The following is a 13433-nucleotide window of genomic DNA, read 5'->3' on the forward strand; positions in this document are numbered from 1 at the left end:
TCAACTGGATAAGGACGTCGGAAAGACGTGGCGACCGATTTCGAAAATCTGACAGCCGATCGGGGCTTGCTCGAAGAGGACGTTCCCGTCCTGCTCGCAGCGCTCATCAGCGGCGCCGGGCGGGTAGAGCGCGTCGCCCTGTCGAGCGGCCCGGTCTGGATCAAGCGCTACGGTACCGAGCGCGCCTCGCGATGGGTCACGTTGCAGTGGATGATCGCCAATTCTCTGCGTGCGCCGTTCCTGCGACCGTCGCCCGTCCTCGCCGACGAAGGCATGGCGGAGCGCGAAATCCGCCGCATCGCCCAGTTTTCCGAACGCGACGTTCCGACCGCGCGTGTGATCTATTCGTCCGGCGCTGCCATGGTCTTCAGTGATGCCGGACGCACGGTCGACCGGTACCTGCATGACATCGTCGACGTCGACGCCGCCGCGCACGACGACATGCTGGTCCATTGCGCGGCCGAGATCGGCCAGATGCATGCGAAAGGGCTGTGCCACGGTCGCCCTTATCCGCGCGACATGTTCCTGAAGGACGGCCGCATCGGCTTCATGGATTTCGAGGAAGAGCCCGCTACGGTCATGCCGCTGGAAGTCGCCCAGGCGCGCGATATCTGGCTGCTCTTTCTGCAGGTTGCGACACGCGCGCAACTGGGCCGGAAAACCCATGATCGGGCCTACAAGGCATGGGCAGATGTCGCACCCCCGCAGGCCGTTGCCGAACTGCGCAAGCTTACCGGCTTTCTGGGCGGCTTTTTATCGGCTGCCCGGTTGATTGGCCGCGTGCACATGGGTAGTGATCTGCGACGTTTCATCGTGGCGACGAGCTATCTGACGCATGTTTCGTGAATTATCGACAAGACTGACGCCCCCGTGAGGCAGGAAAAGATGACCGAACTCGACACTCTGGAAAAGCAACTTCTGTCTGATGTGGCAGCCGCTGCCGATGAGCCCGCGATCGAAGCGGTGCGCGTTGGCGCGCTCGGCAAGAAGGGCTCGGTGTCCGAGCTACTGAAGACGCTCGGCGCCATGTCGCCGGAAGAGCGGCAGACGCGCGGAGCCGCGATCAACGCGCTGAAGACCTCGGTGACGGACGCGATCAACGCCCGCAAGGCCGATCTCAAGAAGGCCGCGATCGACGCCCGCCTCAAGGCCGAGACCGTCGACGTCAGTCTCCCGGTGCGCTCTTCGCCAGCCGAGCGCGGCCGCATCCATCCGATCAGCCAGATCGTCGACGAGATCACCGCGATCTTCGGCGACATGGGCTTCTCGATCGCAGAAGGTCCCGATGTCGAGACCGACTACTACAATTTCACGGCGCTGAACTTCCCCGAGGGTCACCCCGCGCGCGAGATGCACGACACCTTCTTCTTCAATCCCGACGAGAACGGCGAGCGCAAGGTTCTGCGCACCCACACCTCGCCGGTGCAGGTGCGCACGATGGAGGCGCAGAAGCCGCCGATCCGCATCATCATCCCGGGCAAGACATACCGCCAGGATTCGGACGCCACCCATTCGCCGATGTTCCACCAGGTCGAAGGCCTCGTCATCGACAAGAAGGCGAACGTCGCCAACATCCGCTGGGTGCTCGAAGAGTTCTGCAAGACCTTCTTCGAAGTCGACAGCGTGACGATGCGCTTCCGCCCGTCCTTCTTCCCGTTCACCGAACCGTCCTTCGAAGTCGACATCCAGTGCGACCGCTCCGGCCCGATCGTCAAGTTCGGCGAAGGCACCGACTGGATGGAAATCCTCGGCTGCGGCATGGTCCATCCGAACGTGCTGCGCTATGGCGGGCTCGATCCGGACGAATATCAGGGCTTCGCCTGGGGCATGGGCCTCGACCGCATCGCCATGCTGAAATACGGCATGCCCGACCTGCGCGACTTCTTCAACGCCGACGTCCGCTGGATGACGCACTACGGCTTTCGCCCCCTCGACATGCCGACGCTGTTCGGCGGCCTGAGCGCGTAAGGAGGATTGAGATCATGAAATTCACACTCTCCTGGCTCAAGGATCATCTGGAAACGGATGCCACGCTCGATGAAATCTGCATCCGCCTGACCCAGATCGGGTTGGAGGTGGAGGACGTCGACGACAAGGCGGCGTTCAAGCCATTCGTCATCGCCAAGGTTCTCTCTGCCGAAAAGCACCCGCAGGCCGATCGCCTCAAGGTTCTGTCAGTCGATACGGGCGCGGGCAAGCCCGTCCAGGTCGTCTGCGGCGCACCGAACGCACGTGCCGGCCTGATCGGTGCCTTCGCGGCACCCGGCACCTATGTTCCAGGCATCGACGTGACGCTGGCCGTCGGCAACATCCGCGGCGTCGAAAGCCATGGCATGATGTGCTCCGAAAAGGAGCTGCAGATTTCCGACAGCCACGACGGCATCATCGATCTGCCTGAGGACGCGCCTGTCGGCACCAGCTACGCCGCATATGCCCATCTCGACGATCCCATGATCGAGATCAACCTGACGCCAAACCGTCCGGACTGCACCTCGATCTACGGCATTGCCCGCGATCTGGCCGCCTCCGGCCTCGGCACGCTCAAGACGCGGCCCGCCCCGTCTTTCGCCGTCGAAGGCGAAACGACCGTCAAGGTCACGCTCGATCTCGACGATAAAAAGCTCTGCCCCGGCTTTGTGCTCCGCCTCGTGCGAGGCGTCAGGAACGGTCCGAGCCCGAAGTGGATGCAGCAGCGTCTCCTCGCGATCGGTCTGCGCCCGATCAACGCGCTGGTCGATATCACCAACTACATGACCTTCGATCAGGGCCGGCCGATGCACGTCTTCGACGCTGCCAAGGTGACGGGCAATCTGACTGTTCGCCGGGCAAAAGATGGTGAAACCGTACTGGCGCTCGACCAGCGCGAATACAAGCTCAGCCCGAATAATGTCGTCATCTCGGATGAGAACGGCATCGAGTCGATCGGCGGCATCATGGGCGGCGAGCAGTCCGGCTGTGATGAGAACACCACGGAGGTGCTGATCGAATCCGCCCTCTGGGACCCGATGAATATCGCCAAGTCTGGCCGCGGTCTCGGCATCATCACCGACGCCCGCTACCGCTTCGAACGCGGCGTCGATCCGGAATACATGGTTCCGGGTATCGAGCGCACGACGGAGCTCGTTCTCGAACTCTGCGGCGGCGTGGCCGCCAAGGCCGATGTCGTCGGTTACAAGGGGTATGAGCCGAAGATCGTCGATTTCCCGTTCTCCGAGGTCAAGCGCCTCACCGGTCTGGACGTCTCGATCGAGGAGAGCGTGCAGATCCTGACGCGTCTCGGCTTCAAGGTGTCGGGTTCCGGCGAGCGCGTTTCGGTCGCCGTCCCCTCCTGGCGCCCTGACGTCGACGGAAAGGCCGATCTCGTCGAAGAGGTTATGCGCATCCACGGCGTCGACAACATCAAGCCGGCGCCGCTGGAAAGCCACGCGGCCATCAACGGCAAGATCCTGACGACGCTGCAGATCCGCACCCGCACGGCCAAGCGCGCGCTTGCCTCGCGCGGCATGCTGGAGGCCGTCACATGGTCGTTCATCCCCGAAGATCAGGCAAAGCTCTTCGGCGGCGGCTCGGCGGCCCTCAAGCTCGCCAATCCGATCGCGGCCGAAATGTCGGACATGCGCCCTTCGCTGTTGCCGGGTCTTTTGACGGCAGCGCAGCGCAATGCGGACAAGGGCTATGGCGACGTCGCGATCTTCGAAGTCTCCGGCACCTATGAAAACGACAGGCCGGAAGGCCAGCGCCGCGTCGCCGGCGGCATTCGTCGCGGCACGGCCTCGATGTCGGGCTCGGGGCGTATGTGGTCCAATGCTGCCAAGGGCGGCGGCAAGCCGGTCGACGTGTTCGACGCCAAGGCCGATGCGCTGGCGGTGATCGAAGCCTGCGGGCTGCCTATGGGCAATATCCAGATCGATCAGGGCGGTCCAGAGTGGTACCATCCAGGCCGCTCCGGCACGATCAAGATGGGCCCGAAGGTCGTTCTCGGCTATTTTGGCGAATTCCATCCCTCGACCCTCGAAGCGCTCGACGTGTCAGGCGCGCTCTGCGGCTTCGAAGTCTATGTCGATGCCATGCCCGAGCCGAAGAGGAAGGCCACACGCACCAAACCGGCGCTGGAGCTTTCGCAGTTTCAGGCCGTCAAGCGCGATTTCGCTTTCGTCGTGGACAAGTCTGTTGAAGCCGGCGCGATCATCAAGGCTGCCTCGAGCGCTGACCGCAAGTTGGTGTCGGGCGTCAACGTCTTCGATGTCTTCGAAGGCGCTTCCGTCGGCGAGGGCAAGAAGTCGGTCGCGATCGAAGTGCAGATCCAGCCGGTCGACCGCACGTTGACCGACGAGGATTTCGAGGATCTGACCCAAAAGATCGTCGCCAGCGTGACGAAGTTCACCGGCGGCGTGCTGAGAGGCTGAGGGCCACGCATGTGGTGAAGCCAGGGGTCGGCGAGATCATCGCCGGCCCGGTTTGGCAAAGCCTTCGAGCTGCGACGGTCACCGCACAGAGGCCCCAATCCCCCATCCTCGCCCTTGTGGCGGGGGCGAGCGTCCTCGAGTCCTTGAGCGCAGAAGAGCCTTTTCACCGCGCGGACGGGCCGTGGCTGGGTTCCTGTGACGAGCACGGGAATGAGGCTGCGGAGAATAACGCGCAAAGCGCGCGCGTCTCTAAGCATCATTGCCAGCCCTCTATGTGTGCAGATAGTAGAGCTTGTTGACGATCGTCCAGCGGCCCTCGATCTTCAGCATCGACAGATAGTCGGTGAACAGCATCCCGGCAAAATTGTCGCTGACTTTGACAGAAGCCGCATCACCGACGATGTCGAGCATCTGGATATCCATGTGCGGCTGCGTGCCGGGAGGTGCAGCACCCTCGGCGACGATCGCGGCAATGAACTCGTCGCGGGTCAGCCACTCCACTGCATTCTCATAGTGTCCGATGACCGCGCATTGCGGATGAAACGCCTTTCGCAACGCGGCTTCGTTGGCGAAGGTCATGCCCTCGACGTAGAGATGTACAACCGCTTCGACTGCCTGCTGATCCGACATGTCTCGCCTCCCGGGCTCATATCCTAAAGCATAGTGCGATGAGACAGTGCGGCAAGATCGGCGCGTCGGTTTCGGCAGCCCGTACGTGCAGGCCGGGCCGCCGATCGGTCAAAGGTTGGTCATCGCCAGCGAGGCATCGGAGTAGCGCTTGCCGGCGATCAGATCGGGTGGGATCACCGCGCCCAGCTGTTCCAGTTCGGCAGCGCTGAGTGTGATACTGGCCGCTGCGGCGTTCTGTTCCAGGTGATTGGTCTTTCTGGCGCCGGGGATGGGGACGATGCTGTCACCCTGATGCAATACCCAGGCAAGCGCCAGCTGCGCCGCCGTCACGCCCCTTTCGCTTGCGAGCGCTTCGAGTTTTGCGACGAGTGCGGCATTGGCATCGAAATTCTCCGATTGAAAGCGGGGAAGCTGACGGCGGAAATCATCGACGCCGAGATCGTCCGCCTTGCGGATCGCGCCAGTCAGAAATCCGCGGCCGAGCGGGCTATAGGGCACGAAGCCTATTCCGAGCTCGCGGCAGGTGTCGAGAATGTCGCCTTCAGGGTCGCGCGACCAGAGCGAGTATTCGCTCTGCAACGCCGCGATCGGATGAACGGCGTGAGCCCTGCGAATCGTCGTGCTGCTCGCCTCCGACAGACCGATTGCTCGCACCTTGCCCTGCTTCACCAGCTCCGCCATGGCGCCGACGGTATCTTCGATCGGCACATCAGGATCGACGCGGTGCTGGTAGAACAGGTCGATAGTCTCGATGCCGAGGCGTTTCAGCGAGGCTTCCGCTACCTCCTTGACGTGCTGGGGCCTACTATCGACGCCGGTGAGGGCGGCAACGCCTTGCTTTGTCGGATCGAGTTTAAAGCCGAACTTGGTGGCGATCACCACGCGGTCGCGCACGTTCTTCAAGGCTTTGCCTAGAAGCACCTCGTTGGTGTAGGGCCCATAAATTTCTGCCGTATCAAAAAAGGTGATCCCGAGATCGACGGCGCGGTGGAGCGTCCTGATCGCCTCGTTTTCGTCGCTTGCTCCATAGGCGAAGCTCATTCCCATGCAGCCCAGGCCGACGGCCGAGACGGTCAGATCATTTCCGAGTTTGCGGGTTTTCATGTGGAGTGCTCCTTGCTGAGCTGAATGCGCTATTGCAGGGAAAACGTAGCGCTCCCTCACTCTTCAAAGAAGGCGTGCAATTTGTAACAGCTTGTTCTATCTGTTAGATCAATGAACCGGACTCAACTCGCCCAGCTTGCCGTTCTCGCCGCGGTCTCGGAGCATCGAAGCTTCCGCGCCGCCGCCAAGGAACTGTTGATCGCTCCTTCCGCCGTCAGCCACGCCATATCCAGCCTGGAGGAGAGCCTGGGCGTCCGGCTGCTGGCACGTACCACCCGCAGCGTTGCCCCGACGGAAGAGGGCAGGCTCCTGCTGCAGCGGCTGAAGCCCGCCCTGGAGGAGATCGGCGTAGCGCTGGAAGCCGTCCGGGACGCGCGCCAGACGCCGGCCGGCAATCTGCGCATCACCGCCCCCCGCTTCGCGTCCGATATCCTGCTTGCGCCGCGGCTCGGCGAATTCCTGGGCCGCTATCCCGACATCACTCTCGAAATCGCCAACGAAGACGGATTCACTGACATCGTCAAGGAGGGTTTCGACGCCGGCATCAGGCTGGAAGAGAGCCTGGAGGCAGACATGATCGCCGTCAGGGCTTCGCCCAATCTGACGACCGTCATAGCCGCGTCTCCCGAATATTTCGAAAAGCATCCCAAGCCGCAGCATCCGCGCGATCTCGTCCGCCACCGCTGCATCAAGCGGCGCTTCACCAACGGCACGATCTACCGCTGGGAGTTTGAAAAGGACGGGCAGGAACTGGTCGTGGCGGTCGATGGGCCGCTGATCGTCAGCGAGGACAGGCTCGCCCTTATCGCAGCTCTGAATGGTGCAGGCCTCGCCTATCTCTTCGATCTGCGCGTTGAGACCGAGCTGGCGGGCGGAAAACTCGTCCGGGTGCTGGAGGATTGGTGCGCGCCCTATTCCGGCCCGTTCATCTACTACCCCAGCAGGCGCCAGATGCGGCCGGCATTGCGTGCCTTCATCGATTTCTTCAAGTACAGCGGCTGACGCGGGAACGGCCGCGACGGCGTGCTCCTGCGATGCCGATCAGTCAGGCCGCGGCCGTCTGGTTCGCTGCGGAGGTGGCGAGTTACGACGGGGCCTTGTCGGCCGCGGCGTCTTCCTGCAGCGTCTTGTCGAGAAGGCTGGCAACGTCTCTCTTGCCGAGCGTCATTGCGCAGGTCTTCAGCGTCCCGTAGCGGGTGCTCCAGGGCACTGTGCCCGACGAGATGACGCCCTGGATCGCTTCACAGGCCTTGCCCTGAGCGCGCTTGCCGATCAGCTCGAAGACATGCAGACGATCGACATTCCCTCGGTCTGGCCCGGTGTATTTCGAAACCAGCCTTAAGTTCGGGGGACTGCGCGGCTCTGGCCATTTTCGGCGGCGCGGAGAAACTGCTTCTCGGCAAAGTAGATGTCTTTCAGCGTATTGTAGAACAGATCGTCGAGTGTCTTTTTCTCTTTTCTTGGCTTTCTGGGGAAGCTGCGAACGTGCCTCCCTTATGACAAGCGAACCGGCGCGAATTGTTCCGATGATTTCGGGTGGCGCCACGGATGAAAACGGGCAAAGTGGTACGCGGATCTCAGAGGAGGGCGCCGATGAAGAAGCCGGGATCGATGAAAGGGCTGGAGGATCTGGGCCGGGCGCGGCTGTCTAGGAGCTTCTTTCTGCGCGATTTCCTGCATTCGGAGATCGCCGATTTCTACCGCATTCCGAATATCCCCGACGATCCGGAGCTCGCGATCGAAGCCGGCAGGCGGCTCTGCGAGGACCTGTTGGAGCCGCTTCAGGCGACGTTCGGCCGCCTGCATATCCGCTCCGGATATCGCTCCGCGGAGGTCAACCAGTTCGGAAACAGGAACAAGCTCAATTGTTCTTCAAACGCCGCAACAGCTGCCGATCACATTTGGGACCGGCGCGATATCGACGGCTGCATGGGGGCGACCGCCTGCGTCGTCGTGCCGTGGATGGTCGATACCTACGGCAACGAGGAGGACTGGCAGAAGCTGGCGTGGTGGATTCACGATCACCTGCCTTACGCCGCGCTCTGCTTTTTTCCCAAGCTCTGGGCCTTCAACATTCAATGGCACGAGCGCCCGCGGCGCGTGATCCAGAGCTATGTCAGGCCGCGCGGCATTCTCACCAAGCCGGGTATGGTAAATTGGGAAGGCGATCACGCCGCATCCTACGAAGGTTTTCCGCGGTTCAAAAATTGATCCGATAGCGGATGTGGCCGTCGCTTTGGACGTAGCTGTCGTAGAGCGCCCGGGCCGTCTCGTTCTGTTCGCTGGTATGCCAGTAAAGCCGCGACCAGCCGTTTTTCTTGCAGAGCGCGACGAGGTCGTCCATCAGCGCGCGCCCGGCACCCCCGCCGCGGGCCACGGGATCGACGAAGAGATCCTCGAGATAGCAGTCCTTGCCACTGATCCACGTGCCCTCATGCGTGAGGTAGAGCGCGAAGCCCATGACGTCGCCGTCGATTTCTGCAACGCGCATGGCGATCGCCGACGCCGGATCGAAGACCCGGCGCCAAGTTAAATCGGTTACAGCGGCATCGACCGACACGTCGTAGAACGCGAGATATCCGGCCCAGAGCTCGCGCCACCTGGCTTCGTCATTCGTCCTTGCGTCGCGGACCGTAACGGGCATGCCTGGGCTCCCGGTCAGGCGGCGCCTGCCTTGTCGAGCAGCGCCAATGCATCGTCAGAAAGCTTGAGCGTCGCCGATTTGACCAGGCTCTGAAGCTGCGAAAGACTGGTAGCACTGGCAATCGGCGCCGTCACGCCCTTCTTTGCGAGCAGCCAGGCGAGCGCGATTTCCGCCGGCTTTGCGCCGGTCTCGGCCGCGACCTTGTCGAGCGCGGCGAGAATCCGGAATCCCTTGTCGTTGAGATACTCGGAAACGCGGCCCTCGCGCGCCCGTCCTGACGCATCGGCCTTCGTGCGGTACTTCCCGGAGAGGAAGCCCGCCGCGAGGCTGAAATAGGTGATGACGCCGATGTCTTCCATGCTGCAGAGATCGGCAAGCGGGCCCTCGAAGCTGTTTCGCGCGTATAGATTGTATTCCGGTTGGAGCACGTCATAACGCGGCAACCCGGCCTCTTCGGCGGCATCGAAGGATGCCTTGAGCTGGCTGGCGTCGAGGTTCGAGCAGCCGATAGCTCGGATTTTCCCCTGCTGTTTCAGTTTGGCGAAGGCGCCGAGCGTTTCTTCGTAAGGCGTGTTCTCGTCGGGCCAGTGCGAGAGGTAGAGGTCGATGTAGTCCGTCTGCAGCCGCTTGAGCGAATCCTCGACGGCCTTCAGGATGTAAGTCTCCTTGAGCGTCTTGCCTTGGCCCATGTCGGAGCCGACCTTGGTGATAATGATGGCTTTGTCGCGCGGGACCTTGGCGCGCTTCAGCCACTTGCCGATGATCTCTTCTGAATCTCCGCCCTTGTTTCCCGGCACCCAGGAGGAATAGACGTCGGCGGTGTCGATCGTGTTGAGACTTGCGTCGAAGAAGGCGTCGAGAATCTCGAACGAGGTTTTTTCATCGGCGGTCCAGCCAAAGACATTGCCCCCGAAGACGATCGGCGCGATCGAAAGACCGGTTTTTCCCAGACGGCGCATATCCATGACGCTCTCCTAACGTGCTGAAGTGATTGAAATTGATGCCACGGCAGAACACCGTCCAGTGCTACCATAGCGCGCGGCGGCCATGATGGAAACCAGCTCCACGAATTGTGATCGCGCCATTGCGCCGCAGCCGGCGCCTGACTAAAGTCGCACAAAAATCTAGCGAGGAGAGCTCAAGCCATGCTGCGTTTCGGTATCATTTCGACCGCGAAGATCGGTCGCGACCTTGTCGTTCCGGCCATCCAGGACGCGGAAAACTGCGTCGTGACGGCCATTGCCAGTCGTGATCTGGCCAAGGCGCGCCAAATGGCTGACCGCTTTTCCGTGCCGCATGCCTTCGGCTCCTATGAGGAGATGCTGGCCTCCGACGAGATCGACGCTGTCTACATTCCGCTGCCCACCGCGCAGCACGTCGAGTGGACGATCAAGGCGGCCGACGCCGGAAAGCACGTGCTTTGCGAGAAGCCGATTGCGCTGAAGGCCGATGAGATCGACAGGCTGATTGCCGCACGCGACCGCAACAAGGTGCTGATCACCGAGGCCTATATGGTCACCTATACGCCGGTGTGGCAAAAGGTGCGCTCACTGATCGCAGAGGGCGCGATCGGCAGGCTTCAGCACGTGCAGGGCGTTTTCACCTACTTCAACCGCGATCCGGGCAACATGCGCAACATTCCCGAGCTCGGCGGCGGCGCGCTTCCCGATATCGGCGTCTATCCGACGATTGCCACGCGCTTTGCGACCGGCAAGGAGCCGCTGCGGGTCCAGGCCGTGACCCGGCGGGATCCTGAATTCGGCACCGACATCTATTCGAGCATCAAGGCTGATTTCGGCGACTTCGAGTTGAGCTTCTACGTGGCGACCCAGCTTGCCAATCGTCAGGCCATGGTCTTCCACGGCACGGATGGCTTCATCGAGGTGAAATCGCCGTTCAATGCCGACCGCTGGGGCGCCGAAGAGATCGAACTCACGAACCGCAGCCATAACGAATCGACCGTCTTCCGCTTCCCCGACAGCCGCCAGTACAAGCGCGAGGCCGAAGCCATCGCGCGTGCTGCAAAGGGCGAAAACGAGGAGGTGGTCACGTTGGAAAGCTCGAAGCTCAACCAGACCTTCATCGACGCCATCTACCGCGCCAGCGAGAAGGACGGCTGGGAAGCGGTGTGATCACGTGCGGAAAGCGAAGCGCACATAACCGAAAACTGCAAAGCAGAGCGACGCGGCGGATGCGAGAACCATCGCCGCCAGCGGCTGTAGGGAAGGCAATGTCGCGACAAGCGCGGCATAAAGGCCATAGTTCACGAACATCGCAATCACCAGGATCGCGACTATGCCGGCGCGTCCGATCGATAGCGTACCGTGCGCCGCAAGATCGGCGTAACGCAACAGCGGCAGCATAATTCCAAGCGCAGCAAACAGACTGAGCGCCCGTGCCGTGAACGGCTCGGGCACAACGTCCAAAAGCAGGTGGAGAAACACGCCATCCGTCGCCAAGCCGAGCAGCGACAACAAGGCAAAGCGCACAATCAACCCACTGCAGTTCGGGTGGGTCTCAGCCATTGATCGCCAGCATACCGGCCACGATGAAGACGGCACCAATCACGTACCGGAGAGTGAGCGCCTCGCCCAGGAAGACCTGCGCCAACAGGGGAACGAAACAGAACGTCAATCCCATGAAGGAGTAGGCGATCGTCAGGGGGACCGCCTTCAGGACATAGATCCAGATGATTGTGCCGAGTCCGTAAAGAACGAGAGCGGCGAGCAGCACGGGATTGAGGAGCAACCCAAAGACGTTGCGGACACTGAGTTCGCCTGCGGTGGCGCTCGTCAGCTTGAACAGAACCTGCCCGGATGCGATCAGCAGAGGCGTGCCGATGAGCCCAATCCAGGTGCCGACCGAAAACGTGGAAAGCATCGAAGCGTCCTTCAAGCCGCAGTGTCCCTGTCTTCCGAATAGAATATGTCTCGGCCGACATCTTCGCAGACATAGGCCGGCGGCACGGGATGGACCGCCCTCAGGAAGGAATGCGTATACGGGAAGAAGTTGAAATGCGGGTTGAACGTGTAGCGGTATTCGCGTTCCCGCGGCACGACGATGATGAGCCGGCGTCTTGCGATACGGCGTAGCTCTGCGATTGCTTTCTGATAATCGAGAATATGCTCGATCACATGCGTGCAGATAACGGTATCGAATTCGCCGTCGGCAAATGGAAGAGCCTCGACTTTGGCCGCGACATATTCGATGCCGGAGAGCCGCGATGCGTCGTCGATGACAAAATCGACACCTGCGAGACGGTTGAGCTTTGGGCGCGCAGACCGGATTCGACTAAGCAGCGCCCCTGTTCCGCAGCCGACATCGCAGACGCTGTGCCCCTTGATCGACCCAATGATGCGGCTGATGCACGCCGCCGAATTATCAGTACCTTCGTGGACGCGGGGATGATTGCGGTAAAGCTCGGCATACTCTTCCGGCGAGAGGAATGGAGCGCGTTCGCGGAACTTCGCCAGATGGGTGATATGGTCGCCCCAGACACGTTGCGCAGCCCAGCGGAATGCGCCGGAATCACGAACAACCGGCGGCAGGATATCCTCGAGCACGAAACGAATGCGATTGGTGGTTTCTCTATTCATAGAAGGACGGGACCTCGAGCGGAACAATCATACGATGCGCGCGGCCATGCCGCTTCGAGCCGCTTCCGCGTCTTTTACGAGCGTTGCGCCGTGGTGGCGAGCGGCGACATTCAAGTAATGGATGCGCAGCTGTTCGGCACGGGCGCGCGCAACCGAATCGAGGATCAGGCCGGCAGTGAAGACCATGAAGGAGATCATCATCAAAGCCATCGACAGAACCCACGTCGGCATCCGGGTTACCAAGCCTGTCTCGAAATACTCTGCCAGCACTGGTGCCATGAAGCCGAGACTTGTCAGCATGAAGAGCGCGCTGAGGATGCCGAAGAATGCAAAGGGCCGTGTCTCCTTCATCAGCATCGCAAACATCCAGAGGATCTTGGCGCCATCCTTGAAGGTCGACAGTTTGGAGTGCGAGCCTTCCGGCCGGCGGCCGTAGTCGAGTTCCAGTTCGCTGACCGGAAGTTTCAGCCGCGAGGCGTGAACGGACATTTCGGTTTCGATCTCGAAGCCACCTGAGACGGCAGGAAAACTCTTCACGAAGCGGCGCGAGAACACGCGGTAGCCCGAAAAGATATCCGTAAAATCCGTGCCGAAGATCGTTCGATAGAGCAGATTGAAGAGCCTGTTGCCGAATGCGTGACCCTGTCGTCCGGCATCGTCGTGCACGCCGCGGCGGGTTCCAACGACCATGTCGGCTCGCTCGGTCAAAAGCGTGCGGATCAGCTCTTCGGCATCGTCAGGCGAGTAGGTCCCATCGCCATCTGCCATGATGTAGATGTCGGCGTCGATGTCGGCAAACATGCGGCGCACGACATGACCCTTGCCCTGGCGGCGCTCGCGGATGACATGGGCACCGGCAAGCATCGCGTGCAGCGCTGTTCCATCCGTGGAATTGTTGTCGTACACGTGGATCTGCGCGCCGGGCAGCGTCGCAATGAAACCGCGAACGACGGCACCGATCGTCGCCGCCTCGTTGTAGCAGGGTAGCAGGACGGCAATATTCAGACTGTCGATACGCGCTCCGGCCATGATCACACCCGTTACGAAGAAATC

Annotated in this window: 14 protein-coding genes and 1 pseudogene; 6 read left to right on the plus strand and 9 right to left on the minus strand. The window is 61.5% G+C overall.

The genetic code is table 11. The annotated features are described in order from the left end of the window. Nucleotides 1-27 precede the first annotated feature (27 nt). From AC1D2R_RS01065 to pheT, 3 genes are read left to right on the plus strand one after another with little or no spacing between them, the layout of a single operon-like run. Nucleotides 28-846 carry a lipopolysaccharide kinase InaA family protein gene (locus tag AC1D2R_RS01065; RefSeq protein WP_477963907.1) on the plus strand — a complete coding sequence of 273 codons (819 nt, stop codon included), beginning with the start codon at nucleotides 28-30 and terminating at the stop codon, nucleotides 844-846. A gap of 39 nt (nucleotides 847-885) precedes the next feature. Continuing rightward, nucleotides 886-1968, plus strand: coding sequence for a phenylalanine--tRNA ligase subunit alpha (gene pheS, locus AC1D2R_RS01070; protein ID WP_477963909.1), 1083 nt, complete (start codon nucleotides 886-888; stop codon nucleotides 1966-1968). Nucleotides 1969-1982: 14 nt separating this feature from the next. After that, nucleotides 1983-4406 carry a phenylalanine--tRNA ligase subunit beta gene (gene pheT, locus AC1D2R_RS01075; RefSeq protein WP_477963912.1) on the plus strand — a complete coding sequence of 808 codons (2424 nt, stop codon included), beginning with the start codon at nucleotides 1983-1985 and terminating at the stop codon, nucleotides 4404-4406. 270 nt (nucleotides 4407-4676) lie between these two features. Here pheT and AC1D2R_RS01080 read toward each other — a convergent pair whose 3' ends face one another. Next, the gene (locus AC1D2R_RS01080) at nucleotides 4677-5036 is read right to left on the minus strand and encodes a nuclear transport factor 2 family protein (RefSeq protein ID WP_037062671.1); all 360 of its coding nucleotides are present in this window, start codon (nucleotides 5034-5036) and stop codon (nucleotides 4677-4679) included. A gap of 108 nt (nucleotides 5037-5144) precedes the next feature. Further along, nucleotides 5145-6140, minus strand: coding sequence for an aldo/keto reductase (locus AC1D2R_RS01085; RefSeq protein WP_477963914.1), 996 nt, complete (start codon nucleotides 6138-6140; stop codon nucleotides 5145-5147). 111 nt (nucleotides 6141-6251) lie between these two features. Here AC1D2R_RS01085 and AC1D2R_RS01090 point away from each other — a divergent pair, with 111 nt between their 5' ends. Beyond that, nucleotides 6252-7142 carry a LysR family transcriptional regulator gene (locus AC1D2R_RS01090; protein WP_477963916.1) on the plus strand — a complete coding sequence of 297 codons (891 nt, stop codon included), beginning with the start codon at nucleotides 6252-6254 and terminating at the stop codon, nucleotides 7140-7142. Between the two features lie 82 nt (nucleotides 7143-7224). Here AC1D2R_RS01090 and AC1D2R_RS01095 read toward each other — a convergent pair. Further along, a pseudogene (locus tag AC1D2R_RS01095) lies at nucleotides 7225-7574 on the minus strand (YciE/YciF ferroxidase family protein). 159 nt (nucleotides 7575-7733) lie between these two features. Between AC1D2R_RS01095 and AC1D2R_RS01100 the strand changes: the two are divergent. Next, nucleotides 7734-8351: a hypothetical protein gene (locus AC1D2R_RS01100; protein WP_477963918.1), complete on the plus strand. Its 618-nt coding sequence runs from the start codon at nucleotides 7734-7736 to the stop codon at nucleotides 8349-8351. Here the strand turns inward: AC1D2R_RS01100 and AC1D2R_RS01105 are convergent. Together AC1D2R_RS01105 and AC1D2R_RS01110 are read right to left on the minus strand one after the other, a co-directional pair. Continuing rightward, on the minus strand, nucleotides 8341-8784 hold the full coding sequence (locus AC1D2R_RS01105) for an N-acetyltransferase family protein (RefSeq protein ID WP_477963920.1): 444 nt from the start codon (nucleotides 8782-8784) through the stop codon (nucleotides 8341-8343). The genes AC1D2R_RS01100 and AC1D2R_RS01105 overlap by 11 nt on opposite strands. Before the next feature lie 14 nt (nucleotides 8785-8798). After that, the gene (locus AC1D2R_RS01110) at nucleotides 8799-9749 is read right to left on the minus strand and encodes an aldo/keto reductase (RefSeq protein WP_477963922.1); all 951 of its coding nucleotides are present in this window, start codon (nucleotides 9747-9749) and stop codon (nucleotides 8799-8801) included. Between the two features lie 180 nt (nucleotides 9750-9929). Here AC1D2R_RS01110 and AC1D2R_RS01115 point away from each other — a divergent pair, with 180 nt between their 5' ends. Continuing rightward, nucleotides 9930-10916, plus strand: coding sequence for a Gfo/Idh/MocA family protein (locus tag AC1D2R_RS01115; protein WP_477963924.1), 987 nt, complete (start codon nucleotides 9930-9932; stop codon nucleotides 10914-10916). On the opposite strand, the gene AC1D2R_RS01120 is transcribed toward AC1D2R_RS01115, so the two are convergent. Genes AC1D2R_RS01120 through AC1D2R_RS01135 form a run of 4 tightly spaced genes read right to left on the minus strand, consistent with a single transcriptional unit; the run spans nucleotide 10917 to nucleotide 13409 of the window. After that, the gene (locus AC1D2R_RS01120) at nucleotides 10917-11309 is read right to left on the minus strand and encodes a GtrA family protein (RefSeq protein WP_477963926.1); all 393 of its coding nucleotides are present in this window, start codon (nucleotides 11307-11309) and stop codon (nucleotides 10917-10919) included. Beyond that, the gene (locus tag AC1D2R_RS01125) at nucleotides 11302-11664 is read right to left on the minus strand and encodes a DMT family transporter (RefSeq protein ID WP_477963928.1); all 363 of its coding nucleotides are present in this window, start codon (nucleotides 11662-11664) and stop codon (nucleotides 11302-11304) included. Before AC1D2R_RS01125 ends, AC1D2R_RS01120 begins: the two co-directional genes overlap by 8 nt. A gap of 11 nt (nucleotides 11665-11675) precedes the next feature. Beyond that, complete coding sequence (locus AC1D2R_RS01130) at nucleotides 11676-12380, minus strand: class I SAM-dependent methyltransferase (RefSeq protein WP_477963930.1); 705 nt, start codon at nucleotides 12378-12380, stop codon at nucleotides 11676-11678. A 27-nt stretch (nucleotides 12381-12407) separates the two neighbouring features. After that, the gene (locus AC1D2R_RS01135; protein WP_477963932.1) at nucleotides 12408-13409 is read right to left on the minus strand and encodes a glycosyltransferase; all 1002 of its coding nucleotides are present in this window, start codon (nucleotides 13407-13409) and stop codon (nucleotides 12408-12410) included. Nucleotides 13410-13433 lie beyond the last annotated feature (24 nt).

This window comes from Rhizobium sp. P1_C7 (genome assembly GCF_056406295.1).

Coding starts and splice junctions, on each gene's coding strand:
- pheS (WP_477963909.1), top strand. CDS start 886: ATGACCGAACTCGACACTCTGGAAAAGCAACTTCTGTCTGATGTGGCA.
- pheT (WP_477963912.1), top strand. CDS start 1,983: ATGAAATTCACACTCTCCTGGCTCAAGGATCATCTGGAAACGGATGCC.
- AC1D2R_RS01080 (WP_037062671.1), bottom strand. CDS start 5,036: ATGTCGGATCAGCAGGCAGTCGAAGCGGTTGTACATCTCTACGTCGAG.
- AC1D2R_RS01085 (WP_477963914.1), bottom strand. CDS start 6,140: ATGAAAACCCGCAAACTCGGAAATGATCTGACCGTCTCGGCCGTCGGC.
- AC1D2R_RS01090 (WP_477963916.1), top strand. CDS start 6,252: ATGAACCGGACTCAACTCGCCCAGCTTGCCGTTCTCGCCGCGGTCTCG.
- AC1D2R_RS01100 (WP_477963918.1), top strand. CDS start 7,734: ATGAAGAAGCCGGGATCGATGAAAGGGCTGGAGGATCTGGGCCGGGCG.
- AC1D2R_RS01105 (WP_477963920.1), bottom strand. CDS start 8,784: ATGCCCGTTACGGTCCGCGACGCAAGGACGAATGACGAAGCCAGGTGG.
- AC1D2R_RS01110 (WP_477963922.1), bottom strand. CDS start 9,749: ATGGATATGCGCCGTCTGGGAAAAACCGGTCTTTCGATCGCGCCGATC.
- AC1D2R_RS01115 (WP_477963924.1), top strand. CDS start 9,930: ATGCTGCGTTTCGGTATCATTTCGACCGCGAAGATCGGTCGCGACCTT.
- AC1D2R_RS01120 (WP_477963926.1), bottom strand. CDS start 11,309: ATGGCTGAGACCCACCCGAACTGCAGTGGGTTGATTGTGCGCTTTGCC.
- AC1D2R_RS01125 (WP_477963928.1), bottom strand. CDS start 11,664: ATGCTTTCCACGTTTTCGGTCGGCACCTGGATTGGGCTCATCGGCACG.
- AC1D2R_RS01130 (WP_477963930.1), bottom strand. CDS start 12,380: ATGAATAGAGAAACCACCAATCGCATTCGTTTCGTGCTCGAGGATATC.
- AC1D2R_RS01135 (WP_477963932.1), bottom strand. CDS start 13,409: ATGGCCGGAGCGCGTATCGACAGTCTGAATATTGCCGTCCTGCTACCC.